Here is a 16,424-nt window from a genome sequence, read left to right as displayed (position 1 = left end):
ACGATTCTCATGACCAACCCGTTCGACGACCCCGACGGTACTTACTTCGCGCTGATCAACGACGAAGGCCAGTATTCACTGTGGCCCGCGTTCGCGGACGTACCCCAAGGCTGGACGGTCGCGCACGGCGCCGGGAGCCGCCAGGCCTGTCTCGACCACATCGAGCGGAACTGGACCGACATGCGGCCCCGTAGCCTGATCCGGGAGACGGCGGAAGCATGAACAGCACGACGCATTGCGGTGGTGATCCGGACGCTCACTGACATTGGGCCCCGAACCACTTTTGAGTGAGGTCGTTCACAGAGGAGAAAGCTCACCGAAATCCGTTTAAGTGATGGCGCGGGAACCTAACACTCGATCATGACCGAACGCAGGAAAATACGCAGTCGTATCGTCGTCGCGGTCACGGCCATGCTTCTGGCTGTCCCGTTGACCGTGCAAACGGCCCCCGCTTCCGCCGCATCAGAAGACAATCTGGTGGAGAACGGGACCTTCGTGACCGATCCTGCTTTGTCAGGGGTCACGTGGCGCAACAACGGTCCTGCCGCACCATGGCAGAAGGTCGGGGCCGGCTACGACCTGCTCAGCGCGGACTTTGCCCAGCACCCCAACGGCTACCAGGCGGTGGATCTCGGCCCCGAATTCACCGGCGGCGGTATCCAACAGCGGATCACCACCGAACCGGGCGCCTGGTACCGGGGCAGCTTCCAGCACAGCCCCGACGCTTGGGGCAACTGTGTCGGCCAGAACGTCGACTTCACCGTCGAATTCGCCGACGACGACGGAACAACCGTGCTGTCAGACGACATCAAGCCGCATGACGCGGACGGAAAGGCGCACTGGCGAAAGGCAGTGCTCCGTACCGTCAAATCGTACACCGGCACCCTTTTCCTTAAATTCAAGGGCAACACCAGTACCTCGTGTCAGGCAGCAATCACTAACGTCAAGGTGATCGAGGTCGGGTAAACAGCCGCCCGGCCGGCCACGTCGAACTCCGTCAAGCGAAGCAGGCGATGCTCGCCGCCCGGTGTCAGTGGCGGGCGGGAGACTGCGGCTGATCACCCGGGCAGCGGTCCGCTGCGTGATGGTTCCCCTGTTAGGGTCGGAAAGTTGATTGGACGGTAGCCAATTTGGGGGACAGGTGTTCAGTCGTCGACTGTCCGGTGCGGGGGCCGCGCTGGTGCTCGCCGGGGGCTTTCTTCTGACAGGCGCGGGCGTTGCTGCCGCGGGCTCGTGGATCTCCGTGGAGTACCAGGATTCCGCCTCGTATCCATTCCCGCGAGGCTTCGCGCGGTTCTACCCCGACGCGGTCGACGAGCAGGTCGAGGTCTGCGACAGGATGAATGATGGGCTGACCGTGTCCGCTCAGCTCCGCTACCACGGCGCGGTCCAGCTCGAGGTGACCGACCGCACCGGCCCGGACATCTTCTGTGCCAAGCAAAATCTGGACATCCCCGAGGGAACCCCGGTGTCGCTACGGGTGTGCGTCCAAAACCTGGACTGCACCGCGTGGCACGACGGCGTCTCATAGACCAGGACGGCGAAGCTCGTAAATTACGGGGCGCACAGCTATTCGGCGCGCGTTTTCCCTTGCACCCTACCTGGTGTCATGTCCGCCCCTACTCGGTGAGGACCATGGCGTCCAACTTCGGGTGGGGTCGGCGATTTTGAACAGCGCGCGGGATTTGAGGGTGCCGCGGAGGACGGCCGCGCGTCCGATCTGTGTGGGGGAACGGTTTCACGGGCGAGGCGGAAACGTTGGATTGGCTGCGAAGGATGCGGAGATCTGGTGTTGCGTCATCAGCTCGCGGTGCTTCAGCGTCAGGTGGCGCGGCCGCGGCGCCTACGCGAGGTGTTCAGTTTCCGGTGGAGGATCCCCTTGGCCTTCTTGGCCTGCCGGACGACCACGTCGAGCACCCGGCGACGTCGGGACCGGTTCGGCGTCTTCGCGGCCGTTTCGGCGGGCTTTGCCGGTTCCGGCTCCGAAATCTCGGCCGGTTCCGCCCGTGTCTCCTCCGCGGCATACTCACGATCGGATCGATCCGGGGTGAGTTCCCCGGCGATGGTCCCTTCCTCCGCAGGCCGCTGCCCTGGCAGTGCCACGGTCGGCGGCGTCTCCGACGCGGGTGGACCAGCCTGGACGGGAACAGTGCCGGGTTCGGTGACTGGTTCCGCGACGGCCTGTGTTCCGGCTTGGTTCGGCTGAGACTCCGTCGTTCGTGGCTGCCGGTGGGCGCGAACCCCGGCGGATCGGGCAGCCCGCCTCCGGCCCGTGCCACCGATCATCTCCGGCGTGATCGCCGGGGTCATGAGCGGGGTGTGCGCGGTGTCGGCGTTCGGCACCGCCGGTTCGCGGGCGGCGGGATACCGGGCGAAGACGTCCGCGGCCGGAGCTTCGGCCTGGACGTCCGCTCGGTGCCGGATCCTGACGAGTCCATAAGTCCCAAGAAGGCCGAGTAGACCGGTCAAACCCAACCATGCCGTCATAGCCGTCCTCGCTTCCCTGGTAGCCGGTTCCCAACGAGTGACCTGTGGGCGGTCTTCTAATCCGAAGACAACCTTGTGGGTGACGTTCGAGATGCCCTGGGTGTGGACGCCCTCGGTGCGGGTACGCAGAAGTCGATGATCGTTTGCCACCGAAGGAAGGATGATCAATGCGCCATTGGGGAGCGAAACTCATCTCCGCGTTCGTGGTGTCCGGCGCCATCGCCCTGACCGGAACGATGCCGGCGTCGGCGGCGCCCGAACCCACGGTCGCGACGCAGGCGTGGCACCAGGCCGAGAACGACCCGAACGACAGGACCGATTCCGACGGCGACAACGGCCTGTGGGGCCTTCTGGGTCTTCTCGGGTTGCTCGGGTTGGCAGGCCTGGTCCGTCGCGGGCCGAAGACCGGCGCGATGGCGGGGTATCCGGGTGCCGGGACGCCGCCGGCGAACACCTACCCGCCCGCCGAACCGCGACGGAACCCGCCGGGCGCCTGAGCACTCGCGCCACCGGAGATCCGCTCCCCGGTCCCCGGACGGTCCGCGCCGCCACCGTCCACGCGGCGGCGGCCCCACACGGATGACCCCGGCGCCCTTGTCGGCAGTGATCGGTGGTGAGCGGCAAGCATTACAGGCAGTACCGGTAAGACGAAAACGCAGGATTAGGGCGGGAAGTCGTCGAATCGCTCGCGGCGACCGGAGGGCAGTGCCGCGCGGGCTGGTCAACCGCGAGACCCGCTTCCGTTGCCAGCGGCCCAGCAAGCTTGGCGGCTACCACATGTCGTCTCCCTGTATGCCGACGCCAAAACCCGGCGGCACGGAAATAGGATACGCGGAATAGTGACTTTTGCCGGATGGAAAAGAAACGATTTCGCCGCTGTTTGCCGTGAAAAGAAAATCATTTCCGTTTCGGTCGAAGCCTGGTCGGGGTCTCGCACCCGGTGGCGGCGTCACCTCAGGCAGGAGACCGATGGCACTGTTGTGTCAAAACCGGGGGTTGGCAACTTGGTAACCGGCAGGGACGGTCTTCGACCCCTCGTGGTGCCAGCTACGACGAAAGTATTCAATTCTTAACGTTTGAACCTTCCGTTCACCCGGCCGCTCGCTCAGGATCTGCTCGCACCGCGAGAAAACTCGCAGCTTTTCTTCCCTGCATCCAAGGAGAGCGCATTCGTGAGCACGAAACATCTCAGACGCCTGCTGACGGCCACTGCGGTGGCGTCGCTGATGGCAACGGGCGTCGCGGCCGTCGCCGAAGCGCAGCCGGTGGACCGGCCCGATGACCAGCCCGGCCGCGCGTTCACCGAGAACGTGGTCGAAGGTGAGCAGTACGATCAATTCATCGCCACCTTCAAGCCACGCGCCGAGGCCGGACGCTCGCGCTCCGCACGTGCCGATGCGCTCCGGGAGACGGGAGCCCGGCACGGTGTGTCCGTCCAGGAGGTCCGTGGACTGGCAGTCGGCGGCGTCGTCGTGCGGACCGACAAGAAGCTCTCCGGTGAGCGGGCTCGCGGCTTCCTGCGGTCGCTGGCCGCACGGTCCGACGTGGCTTACGTCGAGCCGGACGTCCGTTTCTACCCGACGGCCACTCCGAACGACCCCTCGTACAACGACCAGTGGCACTACTTCGAGGCGACCGCGGGTATGAAGCTGCCCAAGGCGTGGGACACAGCCGACGGCGCCGGCGTGACCGTCGCGGTGGTCGACACCGGCCGCACCGCGCATTCCGACCTCGACGGCAACACCGTCGCCGGATACGACTTCATCAGCGACTCGTGGGTCTCCCGCGACGGCGGCGGGCGCGACTCCAACCCTCAGGACGAGGGTGACTGGATGAAGACCGGCGAGTGCGGCACGGACCAGAACGGCAACCCGGTGCCGTCGTCGGACCGCAATTCCAGCTGGCACGGCACGCACGTCGCGGGGACGATCGGTGCGGTCACCGGCAACGGCAAGGGTGTCGCGGGCGTGGCGCCGAAGGCGAAGCTCGTCCATGCACGCGTGCTCGGCCGCTGCGGCGGCACATTGTCGGACATCTCGGACGCGGTCGTGTGGGCCTCGGGTGGGTCCGTCAGCGGTGTGCCCGCCAACGCCAACCCGGCCAAGGTCATCAACATGAGCCTCGGCGGCGGCGGCTCCTGCAGCAGCACTTATCAGAACGCGATCAACAACGCGGTCGGCCGCGGCGCCACGGTCGTCGTGGCCGCGGGCAACGAGAACCAGAACGCGAGCAACTCCCAGCCCGCCAACTGCGGCAACGTGGTCACCGTCGCCGCGCTGGATCGGCAGGGTAACCGGGCGTACTACTCCAACTACGGCACCATCGTCGACGTCGCCGCTCCAGGTGGAGAGACCGCCACGAGGACCGACGGCGTTCTGTCCACCCTCAACACCGGCACCACCACGCCCGGCAGCGAGACCTACCAGTACTACCAGGGCACCAGCATGGCGACCCCGCACGTGGCGGGCCTCGTCGCGCTGATGCTGGGCGAGAAGTCGATGTCCCCGAGCGACGTGGAGACCAGCCTGAAGCAGAACGCCCGGGCGATCCCCGGCAGCTGCACCGGCGGGTGCGGCGCCGGGCTGGTGGACGCGGAGAAGACCATCGCCTCCCTCGGCGGCCCGACCCCGGCCCCGACCGGCCAGCTGTTCGCCAACCCCGGCTTCGAGTCCGGCAACACCGGCTGGGCCGCGAGCGCGGGGGTCATCAACTCCGACACCTCCGCGGCTGCGCGCAGCGGCTCGTGGAAGGCGTGGCTGAACGGCTACGGTCAGACCCACACCGACACCCTGTCCCAGGCGGTCGCCATCCCGTCGACCGCGACGGCCGCCACGCTGTCGTTCCACCTGCGGGTCGACTCGGCGGAGACCGAGTCCGTCGCCTACGACACGCTGAAGGTTCAGGTCCTCGACTCGTCCGGCACCGTGCTGGCGACGCTGGCGACCTACTCCAACCTCAACGAGACCACCTCATACGTGCAGCGTTCGTTCGACCTGAAGAGCTACCTCGGCCAGAACATCACGATCAAGTTCACCGGGGCGGAGGACGCCTCCCTCGCCACCTCGTTCCTGATCGACGACACGGCGCTCAGCACCAGCTGACGCGAGCACCCTTGGCAGCGCCCCGCCGGCCGACGGGGCGCTGCCTACTCGCGCGTAAAGTCGATCCTTCCCTCCCGCATTTCCAAGAGTTACGGTCCCCGCGTGAGAAACGGACACCCCGCGTTCCCTGGCGCGCTCCGGGCGGCGATCGACAAGCGAGGTATCAGCCTGGAACGTCTGGGCGCGCGGCTTCGCGCCATGGGCACGCCGGTCAGCACGGCCACCCTGAGCTACTGGCAGACCGGCCGCACCCAGCCGCGCCCCACTTCGCTGGCCGCGTTGAGGAACGTCGAACAGATCGTCGGCCTGCCGCAAGGCACGCTGGCCGCCCTGCTCGACCCGCCCAAACCACGCGGCAGGGCCGCCCGAACCCGGCAGATCGTCCTGGGAACCGAATTCTTCCCGAACGTCGCGCCCGTGGAGCGGCTGCTCGACGGCCTCGACATCAGCCAGGACGCACGGCTGACCCGGCTCAGCGGGCACGACCGCATCGACATCGGCGCCGACCGCGGCGTGAGATCGCGGACGAGCAGGCAAGTGCTGCGGGCCGAGGACGACGACCTCGACCGGCTCGTGGTGGTCCACGAGCTCGATCTGCCGTGTGCGATACCACCGCAGGTGCGGGCGATCCGCAACTGCGGCCTCGGCCGGGTCCGCGTCGATGTCGAGGCGGGACTCGTCGCCGCCGAACTCCTGTTCTCCCGCCCCCTGGCGCGGAACGAGACCATCCTGATCGAGCACGGGCTGGACGTCTCGTCCCCGGCTCGCTCGACGTACTACGAGCGACGCTGCCGGACACCCGTCCGCGAGTACCTCGTCGAAGTCCGCTTCGACCCCCTGGCCCTGCCCGACCGCGTCATCCGCTACTGCACGCTCGACGAGGTCGAGAAGTACTGGCCCGCCCCCCTCGACGACGACCACTCGGCGCACAGCGTCGTCGTCGACTTCGGCCCGGGCCGGTGTGGCCTGCGCTGGGACTGGCCCCTCTCCTGACCGCCGTGACCGCACCCGCGCGTTTCCGGGTGCTGGCCAGTGCCTTGGTCGGGGAGAGGCGGGATGCCCTGTGGGCCGGGTGGCCACCGGCCGTCACGCCGACGACGACCGCGGGGATGATGCGAAGTGCCTATCCGCCTCACGAAGTGCGTTCACTGCGGGTTCGGGTGAGCGGAGTTGGCGGCTTGGCCTGGAGGACCGCCACTCGGGCGATGGGCGCTCCAGCCTCCTGGGCGGTGTCTCGGATTGTGCGGCTGGTGGTGTCGGACAGGGCTGCGAAGGCGGCGAGGAAGAAAGAGCGTTAGAGCCGGCGGTTGCCGGTTCTGGCGGGGTGTTGGCCGGCCCGGCCCCGGACCGGGCGACGCCGGCGTGTCGACGCTTAGTCCGGTCAGCGGTGTGGGATCGCTAGCACAAGATCGTGCGCAGTACGCCCGCGCTCCTGGTCCACTACCAGGCCGAACTCACCATCGCCGCGATCGTCCTCTGGCGTCGATGACTTAGAGGACAGTTCCTAGACGACGAGCTCCGGTGCTCGTGTGACGACGATGTGTTTTCTCCCGAACGAAAAGGTCTGGAGCGGTGTTCGCGGCAGCGCATACGTTCCCATCGGAACTGATCACTCGACCGATCGAGGGGAAGGATCAGCAATGTCGGACATGACGTCAGGCAGGCGCTGGGCAAAGCTGACAATAGCAATGGTGATGGCTGTTCCTCTGGGAGTTCTTGGCACCGCATCACCATCGGCCGCGGAGACCACCTTCTCGGCGGTTCCGGACGACGACAGTAAGAAACCCGGCGACGTCGATGGCTGCGATCGCACCGGAACGCCCGGAATCTACGACGACAGCGGCTCGCGCACTTACAAGGGGCGTCATCTCACCCTCTACACCGAAAAAATCTGGGACTACTGGGCTCACGCCACAATCACAGGAAAGGTGGCCAGGAAGGACAAGGTGTACGTGCAGCGGAGCTTGTACGCCTTCAACATGCACTCCAAACCCAGGTATCCTTCAGACGATTACGTGCGGGCGATGGGCGGTGTCAAGACCTGCCGGCACATCGCGAACAACTCGGATGCGAGCAGTGACTATGCCCGTACCGGCTCGGTAGCGCTTCAGACGGGTGAGGACAACCGCAGTCATGCGGTACGGGCATGCGTGAAGCCCACGGGTGGGAAGTTCAAGTGCACCCGCTGGTTCATCGACCACTACTGATCCTGCCTAAAGCCGATGGCCGGCGAGAGAAGCTGTATTCTTTGCGGCCGTTACGCGTCTGGTGCACCCGGCGCCGGGAACGATGCGCTCCCGAAGCCGGTCGGGACGGGCAAACGGGAGTGGCCAAACCCGCGGACTTCACGCACACCCACCCGCCCATCTCGTGTTCGGCGTGTGGTGCCGGAAACGTTGTCATGAGTGCCGCACGGTGCGGATCCGGCCTGCGGCGACGCAATTGCATGCGACGCCACTGGCGACCGCGCAGTCTGCGCGGGGCTCTGGGTGTAGACCGACCACGTGCAGTGGTGTCATCATCGCGGTGCTGGTCGTGACCGCCGCGGCGGCGCAGATTCTCGGATGTCGTTATCCGGCTCGCACGGTGGCCCTCGTCGGGGACGCCGCACTGGGAGTCCTGATGATCGCCGGAGTCGGCGCATTCGTTGCGGGCCACGCGGTGCTCATCGTCGTATCGGTCGCACTACAGGGCGGCGCGTACGGGCTGGCATTCGGTGGTTCGTTGCGCTACCTCACAAGCCAGGTCCACTCCGACCATCGGGGCGCCGTCATGTCGGCGTTCTACCTCATCACCTACAGCGCCCTGGTCGTGCCCACGATCCTCGTCGGCATCGGCGCGACCGTGTGGACCCCGACAGCGGTCTTCCCCGTCTTCGCCGTGCTGGCCGCACTACTCTGCCTGACCGCGGTGGCCGTGGAACTACGGCAAAGTCGTGTCATCGCCGCGGATCTCGGCGCCCCGGGATCGGAATCCCGGCGCTCGCTGACACGATCGTGAAGTCCCACAGCGGGCCCGTGACGGCCGCAGCCGCTGTCGGCGAAGCTGACGCGGTGTCGATTTCGGGGGACGGGTGTTCGCGAACGCCAGCGGCACATAACGGCCGACGACGTCATCATCGCCTTGCCGAGACGTTGGTTACGAGGAGCTGCTTCGTGTCTGCCAAAGCTGTGGGTTCTCCGGTTGAGCGAGACCTGTCGGCGCTGGCCCTGCTGGTCGTGATCCGGGAGTCGTCGCCGCGTGGTGTCTCGGCAGCCCCGGGCGCGGTCAGCCGACAGCACACCGCCCGCAGTCGGCGTCGTCGGCGAGATGCGCTTGGGCATGCGCCTGATCGGCCAAGGTCTCCGGGTAGAAGGTCAACGCTTTCTGCCAGAGACGGCGAGCTTCGGCGGGTTCGTCGTGCCGGAGCGCCACATGGGCCTGGCCCTCGACGGCGCGCGCCATCTCCAGGATGAGGTGGCGGCTCGTGGCCAGTGTCCCGGCACGCCGGTACAGATCCGTGGCCGTCTCGATATCGCCCAACGCCAGGTACGTTTCGCCGAGGCAGTTGAGCGCGTCGCATTCGACGTCGGCGACTCCCGCCGCCGCGCCGACGTCGAGGGCCAGCCTGCCCAGTTCGATCGCCGCCGCGAGATCCCCTTCCCGGCGATGCAGGGCGGCCAGCCACGCCAGCGCCCATCCCTCGCCGAACCGGTAGCCGATTTCGCGGCTGAGCGACAGCGCCTCCGTCAGATGGGAACGGGCCTGCGGATACCGCTGGAAGTGCCCGTGCAGGCGGCCGATATTGGCCAGTGAAAGCGCCTCGCCCTGCCGGAAGCCGGTTTTCCGGTTGATGGTCAGCGCCCGCAGGAACTGTTCCATCGCCTCGGGATACTCGCCGAGATCCGCTGCCACGAACCCGAGGTTGTTGATGAGCACACCCACGTCACGTGTGCTGCCCAGTTTCTCCGACAGGTCGTGGGCGATCCTGAAGCACTCCCGCGCCTCGCGGTACCGGGCGATCCGCACGTAGGTGATCCCCAGGTCCGCGGTCTGGTACGCCTCGCCGGCCTGGTCGCCTGCCGCCCGGCTGATCCGAAGGGCCTGTCTCAGCAGCTCGATCGCCTCGGTGAGCTGGCCGAGCTCACGGCGGATGACGGCGATGTTGGCCAGCGCGGTCGACTCACCACGCGGATCACCCAGCTCCCGTGCCGCGGCGACCGCGCCCTCGAACAGGTCCAGCCACGCGACGCGGAAGTTCATCCGCTCCAAGAACGGGCGCAGCACGCAGGGCAGCTGCCAGGAGTGCAGGGCCCAATCCGACGCCTGGGCGAGGGAGGCCACCGCGATCAGGTTCTGGTATTCGATCTCCAGCAGGCCGATCGCCTCGACCTCGTTCCTGGCGGGTGGCACCGGCACCGGGCCGGAAGGAATGTCCGGCTCGAAGAGCGATAGCTTGCGGGCCATCGGGCTGCAGTGCAGGTGGGCCAGGTAGAGGTAGTAGTCGAAGAGCCGTCCCGTCGCTTCTTCGCGGCCGGCCTCGGTTTCCTCGGTTTCCACGAGCTGCTTGGCGCAATCGCGAACCAGGTCGTGCAGCTGGTATCGCCCCGCGACGGGTTGCAGGAGAAGATTGCAGTCACAGAGGCTTTCCAGCTGCTGCTCGGCTTCGTCCACCGAGAGGCCGGTGAGAGCGGCGATGGCATGCCGGTCGAAGTCCTGGCCCGGATGGAGCCCCAGGAGGCGGAAGGTCTTGCGCTGGCGCTCCGAGAGCGTTTCATAGGACAGCCACAGCGTCGTGTAGACGCTGAGGTCGTCCACGGTCAGGGTGTGCATTCGACGTCGGGTCTCCCGCAGCCGTTCGGCCAGATCCGCGACGGTCCAGGCCGGTCTGTGCCGCAGGCGGGATGCGGCGATCCGGATCGCCAATGGCAGCCTGCCGCAGAGCTCGACCACGTCGGCGAGCGCTGCCGAGTCCCCGGTGGGTCGATCCGCGATACGCCGGAACAGCGCGACCGCTTCGGCCGAGGACAGCACATCCAGCGAGACAGGACGTCCGCTGTTCAGCGTCGTCAAACGGCGGCGGCTGGTCACCAGCACCAGCGCCTCGGTCGTGCCCGGCAGCAGCGGACGTACCTGTGCCGCGTCGACGGCGTTGTCGAGTACGACGATGATCCGTCTGCCCACCGCCAGCGAGCGCCACCTTTCGGCGCGTTCGGTGAGTCCAGGGGGTACCAGTTCCACCGGGGTGCCCGCTTGCCGGAGCAGGACGTCCAGCGCCGCCTCCGGGGTTCGCGGCCGCTCCTTGACGGAGAAGCCGTGCAGGTCGATGAAGTACATGCCGTCGGGGTAGTCGTGGTCCAACAGTTCCGCCAGGCGGACGGCGAGCGCGGTCTTGCCGACGCCGCCCATCCCGTCGATCGCGGTGATGATCAGCGGTCCGGTGAGTCCCCGGCGGACCTCGGTGAGCACTTGGTCGATGTCGGCCGCGCGCCCGACGAAGTCGCTCGCGCCGGCGGGCAGGCGGCGCGGCCGTTCGGATGTCGCCGGTGACGGTTCGAGCGGGGTGCCGCGCAGGATCTGGGCGTGCGCCTCACGAAGCCGCTTGCCCGGGTCGAGACCCAGTTCGTCGGCGAGAAGCCGGCGGCCCTCCTCGTACGCGGTCAAGGCCTCGGTCTGCCTGCCCAGCGCGGCGAGCGTCAGCATGAGCAACGCCCGGAGCGGCTCGCGAAACGGATGTTCGCTCACCAGGCCGGTAAGCTGGATCACCAGCTCGTCGGCCTGGCCGAGCTTCAGCCGGAGCTCGCTCAGCCGTTCCACCGCGAGCAGATACTGTTCGTCCAGCCCGGTGGCCGCGGCGTCGATGGCACGACTTGTCCGCAGTCCGGCGAGCGCGGGCCCGCGCCAAAGAGCGGTGGCGGCCGACAGCGCCTCGACGGCTTCCGCCGGGCGCCCGTCGGCCTCGGCCTTTTCCCCGGACTGGACCTCCGCCCAGAACCTGTGCAGATCGAGACGGCTCTCAGGCAGGACCAGCCGGTAACCGGCGGGTTCGGTGACGATCGAATCCCCGTCCCCGCCCGCCGAGGTGATCGTGCGGCGCAAGGCCCAGACCGCGTTGTGCACCTGTGCGTGGGCCGTCGGCGGGGCCGTCTCATCCCACAGGCCTTCGACGAGGCGGTCGAGGGTGACCACCTTGTTCATGTGTATCAGCAGCATCGCCAGCAGCCTCTGCTGGCGGCGGCCGCCGAGGCGAACCGCCCCTTCGCCGGTCCTCGCTTCGAGTGGCCCGAGGATATAAAAGTCCATGGCGCAACAGCCCCCTCCGCGTCGCGAACCCCACACAGAGTAGACCAAGGACGAGCGGTCGATGCGCCGTCAAGAGCCGGCCCGCCGGTTCGATAGCGAACGAATAGCGGCGGTTGCCATCATGGGCCGGCTGGGGAGATCTCCCAGGTAGGCGGCCTGTCGCTCCATGACCTGCCGCGAACCGACCGATAAGGAGTACACATGCGGAAAGCCGTCGTAACAGGTTTGGCCGTGGCTGTCACCGCCCTGGGGGTGCTGCTGGGCCTGAGCGGCGTCAGCGAGGGGCCCTCGCCCGCTTCGGAGGGCTCCGACGCGTTGATGATCAACATCAAGGGTCCGATTTGTGAACCGCACTGCTAGCACATCAGCGATGAACGAACCGTCTTCCACGAGGAAGAGCACCATGAGCTTCGTTTCATCGCTGATCGCGCTGGCCGTCGTGTTCGCGACCACTTGGTTGCTCCAGGCCGGGGCTCCGCGGTCGGCCTCGGCCTGGTGGTCACACCAAGCCGAGACCGCGAGCCTGGTCTGGCACCAGGACTGGCGGGTGTTCACGCGGGCACCGATCGGAGCGGACACCGTCGTCTACGACGCGCGGCAGCTGACCCTGGTCACCCTGTACGCGACCAGCTCCGGCAACCGCTGGGGTCTCAGTCGCATCGCCTACAGCCAGTGGATGGAGACCGCGGCGCTGAAAAAGAGTGTTCCCGCCGACCGGTGGACCGCCTGCCCGGCCGACGCGATCGAGCAGTGCCGTCCGGCTATGGCGGCGGCTCGTGCTTTCCCGGTCGTGAACCCCACTCGTGACGGGACGATCTGTGGGAAAGTCGTTCTGTCCCAGGAGACTCCGCGTCCCTGGCGGGACGCCGAGCCCGCCGTGGCCCGGACCCGCCTGATCAACGCCGTCGCACTGCTGGACGTGACGTGCGTGCGGTGAGGCGAGGGTGGACGGCCTTCACCGGCGCGGCGGACCGGTTCGAGCCGCGCGGGCGGCCGCTCGCGGTGGGCCGGTCCCTGCTGGCGTTGGCCTGCGGATGCCTGCTGGCGCTCAGCCCGGACCGGGCGTTGTTCCCACGAACGACGGGCGTGACCGACGGGCCGGTCTGTACCGGGATCGGCCGGATCTCCTTGTGGTGCTTGGCCGAATCCAGTGGTGTGGACCTTCGGGTCTGCCGGGTGCTCGCTCTCGCCGTGTTCGCGATCGTGGCACTCGGTTACCGGCCTCGGTGGACCTGCGTCCCGCACTGGTATCTGACCTACAGCCTCAGCGTGACCGTGGCCCTGCCCGACGCGGGGGAGCAGGTGATCCGCATCCTCACGCTGTTGCTCATCCCGATCTGCCTCGGCGACGACCGGAGATGGCAGTGGCAGTGCCCCGGCAGTCCGCTGTCCGCCGCTTGGCGGGGCCGTGCCTACGCGGCGCATCTCTTCGTCCGCTTACTGGGCGTGTCGATCTACGCGCAGGCGTCGCTCAGCAAGCTCGCGGTGCCCGCCTGGCGTGACGGGACAGCGGGCTACTACTGGCTGGTGCACCCGCATTACGGCTCGGCCATGGCGATTCAACCGCCGGTCGGGACCGTTCTGCAGCAACCGATCGGCGTATCGGTCGTGACCTGGGGCGCGCTGGCGACCGAACTGACCCTCGCCCTGCTCCTGCTCTGCCCCGGCCGTGCCCGCAGAGCGGGCTGGGCGCTGGCGATCGGCATGCACGGCGCGATCGCCCTTCTGATGGGGTTCACCACGTTCGCCATGACGATGGCGGGTCTGTGGGCCATCGCCTGCGCCGCGACGACCAGGCCGGCGGAGCCGGTGGACTTCGCCGCGCGGACAGCGTCGACGGCGACCCGGACCGACGTCTGAGGCTTGTCCCGCAAATTCGGCCGATATCCCTTCGGGCACTTCGCTCTCGGATCGCCTCTTCGTGCGATCGCCCGGCTCTTCCTGTCGGAATTCGAGTCGAGAGCCGCCCGAGAGAAGACGGTTCTAGCGTTGGCAGAGCGAGCCGGCGCCGGTGATCCGGCCTGGGGGGCTCGCGGGGAATCCCGGCATTCCCGGGAAGGGATCATCGCTCAATTTGTGGGGGAGTACGTGTTGGAGAACAACGACGACCGTGGCCGTGCGGGCGCGGCGGTTTCGCCCGAAGTCGATCAGGTGCCGGTCGAGATGCTGTCGGCCGCCGAATCACCAAGGCTGGCCGGGGAGAATCTCGAATACGTCCGTCTGCTCGCGGAGATCGACGCCGAGCTTCCGCCGATCGTCGTCAACCGCCGGACGAATCGGGTCGTCGACGGTATGCATCGTTTACGTGCGGCCAGATTGCGTGGTGAAAGAACGATCGCCGTCCGGTATTTCGACGGCGACGACGAAGCCGCGTTCTTGATGGCGGTGGAGATCAACATGCGGCACGGGCTGCCGTTGTCGCTCGCGGATCGCGAGGCCGCGGCGGTCCGCGTACTGGCCAGCCGTCCGCACTGGTCGGACCGGACCATCGCGGCCAGTACGGGCCTCGCCTGGACGACGATCGGCGCCCTGCGCAAACGCGGCGGACCGGGAATACCCCAGCCCGCCAACCGGCTCGGCAAGGACGGCCGGAGCCGTCCGGTCGACGGGAGTCTCGGGCGAGTGCTGGCGGGAAAGGAGATCGCGGCCCGCCCGGACGCGTCGTTGCGGCAGATCGCGAAAGCGGCGGGAATCTCCGTGGCGACCGCGCGCGACGTGCGAGACCGGTTGCGGCGTGGGGAAGATCCGGTTCCCGCCCGGCTGCGCCGCGACGGCCCACGGCCGGGAAGGCCAGTGGAGGTGGTCGACGTGCAGGCGACCGTGCGTGGTTTGAAGAACGACCCCTCGTTGCGGTTGACCGAATCCGGGCGCGCGCTCCTGCGCTGGCTCGACGGCCACGTCATCGAAAGCGACGAATGCACGGTACTGGCCGCTGCGGTCCCGCCGCACTGCGTTGAAGTGATCGAGGCGATCGCGCGCAGATGCGCCGAAACCTGGTCGGAGCTGGCGACGGCGGTGCGGAAGAACGACTGTTCAACCGGGTGAATCCACCGGTTGAACACCATGTCATTCACGCTTCTTGCCTCCGGAACGGCGCGACCGCCATTGTTTGCCGGGCGGATCACGGTGCGCCGGTAGTTGGAACAGCCGGTGAATTCGTCGGCTGGTTCGGCCGGGAATTCGGCCCACGGTGAGGAACGACGAAAGGTGCTGACAGTGCTGAGCGTTCACCATGTCGGCGTACAAACAGACCATTTCGAGAATTGCCTGAACTGGTATCTCGATTTCTTCGAAGCCGAGCAGATCTGGCAGCTGGACCGGTTCTCGCGGCTCACGCTGAGGCGGCTGCCGGGTATCCGGCGGCTGACCGAGGTCACCGCGGGCGGCGTCCGGTTCCACCTGTTCGACCGCGTCACGCACACCGGCAAGACCCCGTCACCCGACGACTTCCTGTTCCAGCACGTGTGCCTCGTCGTCGACGGGGCCGAGGAGCTGTCACGGATCCGGCTGAGGTGGCTGAAGCTGTACAAGTCCGGCCGGTACAAGTTCATGCTGCCGGATCCGCCCACCGAGATCGTGACCGACGCCGACGGTATTCAGAGCCTCTACCTGTTCGACGTGAACGGGCTCGAGTTCGAATTCACTTACGTGCCGGGGGAAACCGATGGGTGAGGCAAGGACGAGTGTCCTGGCGCCGGCCGCCGAGCAGTGGGACTACGGCGATTTCCCGTACGGCCTGGAGCCCCTGGTCATCCCGCCGTGCGGCTACGGCGTCGTCGCGACCGTGCAGCCCGCGGACCTGCTCGCCGTATACGAGGTGGAACGGGCGAGTATCGACGCCGAGCCCGCACGTGACGGTGTGAAACCGTCCTCTTCGGACGCGTTGTACTGGTTCCGGTGGATCACCGGCCACCAGGTCACGTTCCTGCTGTGGCATCTGATGGGAGCGCATGTGAAGGCGATCGCCGCCGGGCGGTCCGCCGACGAAGCGACGCTCACCAGTCTGGAGTCGTACACCCACGGCTATTCCACGATGCTGGGCTACAGCGGATCGTGCCCGGTGGAGGTCTACCAGACCCTGATCCGGCCCCGGCTTTACTTGCAGCACCGTGGTTTCAGCGGACTGTGGGCGGCGGATTTCGCTCCTCTGCGGCGGCTGTTACGCGGGCACGAGCAGCCGTGGATGACCGGGCCGGCCGGGGCTCGGCTGGCCGCGGCCATCGCGACGAACCTGTCCGCGCACGAGGCGCTCGCCGACCGGCTCGTGTCCGGTGGTAAGTCCCTGCTGCAGGAACGGGCCCCAGACACGGTCGTGCGGCCGTCTGCGCGTACCACCGCGTTGTTCGACAACCTGTTCGTGACGCTCCGCGCGCCGGTCGACCGGGACACGGTCATCGCGCAGCTGTTCCGCCGGTTGCGTGCCGTCCGCCTCGATCTGGTGACCAATCGGCTGGATCCGGCCGGATCCGATGAGGACTGGACATTCGACGTCCTCCGCCGGGTCGTGGCCTCCGCGCTGACCGACCGCGAGCGCCTTCCCAGCTGAGCTTTGCC

Annotated in this window: 16 protein-coding genes; 14 read left to right on the top strand and 2 right to left on the bottom strand. The window is 67.4% G+C overall.

Annotation, left to right across the window (positions count from 1 at the left end; all coding sequences use genetic code 11):
• The first annotated feature begins 9 nt into the window (after positions 1-9).
• The 3 genes from AVR91_RS06520 to AVR91_RS06510 all read left to right on the top strand — a co-directional run bounded on the left by AVR91_RS06520 (position 10) and on the right by AVR91_RS06510 (position 1,531).
• Positions 10-222 carry an MbtH family protein gene (locus AVR91_RS06520; protein ID WP_063274877.1) on the top strand — a complete coding sequence of 71 codons (213 nt, stop codon included), beginning with the start codon at positions 10-12 and terminating at the stop codon, positions 220-222.
• A gap of 138 nt (positions 223-360) precedes the next feature.
• Positions 361-966 (top strand): hypothetical protein, encoded by a 606-nt coding sequence (locus AVR91_RS06515; RefSeq protein ID WP_063274876.1) that lies wholly within the window; start codon positions 361-363, stop codon positions 964-966.
• Positions 967-1,141: 175 nt separating this feature from the next.
• Positions 1,142-1,531, top strand: coding sequence for a VIT1/CCC1 transporter family protein (locus AVR91_RS06510; RefSeq protein ID WP_063274875.1), 390 nt, complete (start codon positions 1,142-1,144; stop codon positions 1,529-1,531).
• A gap of 290 nt (positions 1,532-1,821) precedes the next feature.
• Here AVR91_RS06510 and AVR91_RS06505 read toward each other — a convergent pair whose 3' ends face one another.
• Entirely contained in the window at positions 1,822-2,487 is a 666-nt protein-coding gene (locus AVR91_RS06505; protein WP_063274874.1) for a hypothetical protein, read from the bottom strand.
• A gap of 167 nt (positions 2,488-2,654) precedes the next feature.
• Between AVR91_RS06505 and AVR91_RS06500 the strand changes: the two genes are divergently transcribed.
• The 5 genes from AVR91_RS06500 to AVR91_RS06480 all read left to right on the top strand — a co-directional run bounded on the left by AVR91_RS06500 (position 2,655) and on the right by AVR91_RS06480 (position 8,588).
• Positions 2,655-2,984 carry a WGxxGxxG family protein gene (locus AVR91_RS06500; protein WP_063274873.1) on the top strand — a complete coding sequence of 110 codons (330 nt, stop codon included), beginning with the start codon at positions 2,655-2,657 and terminating at the stop codon, positions 2,982-2,984.
• A gap of 675 nt (positions 2,985-3,659) precedes the next feature.
• Positions 3,660-5,588: a S8 family serine peptidase gene (locus tag AVR91_RS06495; RefSeq protein ID WP_063274923.1), complete on the top strand. Its 1,929-nt coding sequence runs from the start codon at positions 3,660-3,662 to the stop codon at positions 5,586-5,588.
• A 102-nt stretch (positions 5,589-5,690) separates the two neighbouring features.
• Positions 5,691-6,581 (top strand): helix-turn-helix domain-containing protein, encoded by an 891-nt coding sequence (locus AVR91_RS06490; protein WP_063823157.1) that lies wholly within the window; start codon positions 5,691-5,693, stop codon positions 6,579-6,581.
• A 647-nt stretch (positions 6,582-7,228) separates the two neighbouring features.
• Positions 7,229-7,795, top strand: a complete 567-nt coding sequence (locus tag AVR91_RS06485; protein ID WP_063274871.1) for a hypothetical protein — start codon at positions 7,229-7,231, stop codon at positions 7,793-7,795.
• A 319-nt stretch (positions 7,796-8,114) separates the two neighbouring features.
• The gene (locus AVR91_RS06480) at positions 8,115-8,588 is read left to right on the top strand and encodes a hypothetical protein (protein WP_063274870.1); all 474 of its coding nucleotides are present in this window, start codon (positions 8,115-8,117) and stop codon (positions 8,586-8,588) included.
• Between the two features lie 267 nt (positions 8,589-8,855).
• Here the strand turns inward: AVR91_RS06480 and AVR91_RS06475 are convergent, their stop codons facing one another.
• Complete coding sequence (locus tag AVR91_RS06475; RefSeq protein WP_063274869.1) at positions 8,856-11,870, bottom strand: AfsR/SARP family transcriptional regulator; 3,015 nt, start codon at positions 11,868-11,870, stop codon at positions 8,856-8,858.
• Positions 11,871-12,101: 231 nt separating this feature from the next.
• On the opposite strand from AVR91_RS06475, the gene AVR91_RS44235 reads away from it, so the two are divergent.
• The 6 genes from AVR91_RS44235 to AVR91_RS06450 all read left to right on the top strand — a co-directional run bounded on the left by AVR91_RS44235 (position 12,102) and on the right by AVR91_RS06450 (position 16,416).
• Entirely contained in the window at positions 12,102-12,230 is a 129-nt protein-coding gene (locus tag AVR91_RS44235) for a hypothetical protein (RefSeq protein WP_267284095.1), read from the top strand.
• Between the two features lie 43 nt (positions 12,231-12,273).
• A complete protein-coding gene (locus AVR91_RS43110) occupies positions 12,274-12,807 on the top strand; it encodes a hypothetical protein (RefSeq protein WP_063274868.1) in 534 nt (177 codons plus the stop codon).
• Positions 12,804-13,730, top strand: a complete 927-nt coding sequence (locus AVR91_RS06465) for a sporulation-delaying protein SdpB family protein (RefSeq protein ID WP_211282647.1) — start codon at positions 12,804-12,806, stop codon at positions 13,728-13,730. The genes AVR91_RS43110 and AVR91_RS06465 overlap by 4 nt, the downstream gene beginning before the upstream one ends.
• Positions 13,731-13,961: 231 nt before the next feature.
• Positions 13,962-14,915 (top strand): ParB/RepB/Spo0J family partition protein, encoded by a 954-nt coding sequence (locus tag AVR91_RS06460; protein WP_063274922.1) that lies wholly within the window; start codon positions 13,962-13,964, stop codon positions 14,913-14,915.
• Between the two features lie 171 nt (positions 14,916-15,086).
• Positions 15,087-15,542: a VOC family protein gene (locus AVR91_RS06455; RefSeq protein WP_063274921.1), complete on the top strand. Its 456-nt coding sequence runs from the start codon at positions 15,087-15,089 to the stop codon at positions 15,540-15,542.
• A complete protein-coding gene (locus AVR91_RS06450) occupies positions 15,535-16,416 on the top strand; it encodes a hypothetical protein (RefSeq protein WP_063274866.1) in 882 nt (293 codons plus the stop codon). The genes AVR91_RS06455 and AVR91_RS06450 overlap by 8 nt, the downstream gene beginning before the upstream one ends.
• Positions 16,417-16,424 lie beyond the last annotated feature (8 nt).

Source organism: Amycolatopsis keratiniphila subsp. keratiniphila, assembly GCF_001620365.2.
Taxonomy (GTDB): domain Bacteria; phylum Actinomycetota; class Actinomycetes; order Mycobacteriales; family Pseudonocardiaceae; genus Amycolatopsis; species Amycolatopsis keratiniphila.
The sequence above is the reverse complement of the archived record's forward strand: the minus strand, read 5'-3'. Positions and strand labels throughout refer to the sequence as shown.

Coding starts and splice junctions, on each gene's coding strand:
- AVR91_RS06520 (WP_063274877.1), top strand. CDS start 10: ATGACCAACCCGTTCGACGACCCCGACGGTACTTACTTCGCGCTGATC.
- AVR91_RS06515 (WP_063274876.1), top strand. CDS start 361: ATGACCGAACGCAGGAAAATACGCAGTCGTATCGTCGTCGCGGTCACG.
- AVR91_RS06505 (WP_063274874.1), bottom strand. CDS start 2,487: ATGACGGCATGGTTGGGTTTGACCGGTCTACTCGGCCTTCTTGGGACT.
- AVR91_RS06500 (WP_063274873.1), top strand. CDS start 2,655: ATGCGCCATTGGGGAGCGAAACTCATCTCCGCGTTCGTGGTGTCCGGC.
- AVR91_RS06485 (WP_063274871.1), top strand. CDS start 7,229: ATGTCGGACATGACGTCAGGCAGGCGCTGGGCAAAGCTGACAATAGCA.
- AVR91_RS06475 (WP_063274869.1), bottom strand. CDS start 11,870: ATGGACTTTTATATCCTCGGGCCACTCGAAGCGAGGACCGGCGAAGGG.
- AVR91_RS43110 (WP_063274868.1), top strand. CDS start 12,274: ATGAGCTTCGTTTCATCGCTGATCGCGCTGGCCGTCGTGTTCGCGACC.
- AVR91_RS06450 (WP_063274866.1), top strand. CDS start 15,535: ATGGGTGAGGCAAGGACGAGTGTCCTGGCGCCGGCCGCCGAGCAGTGG.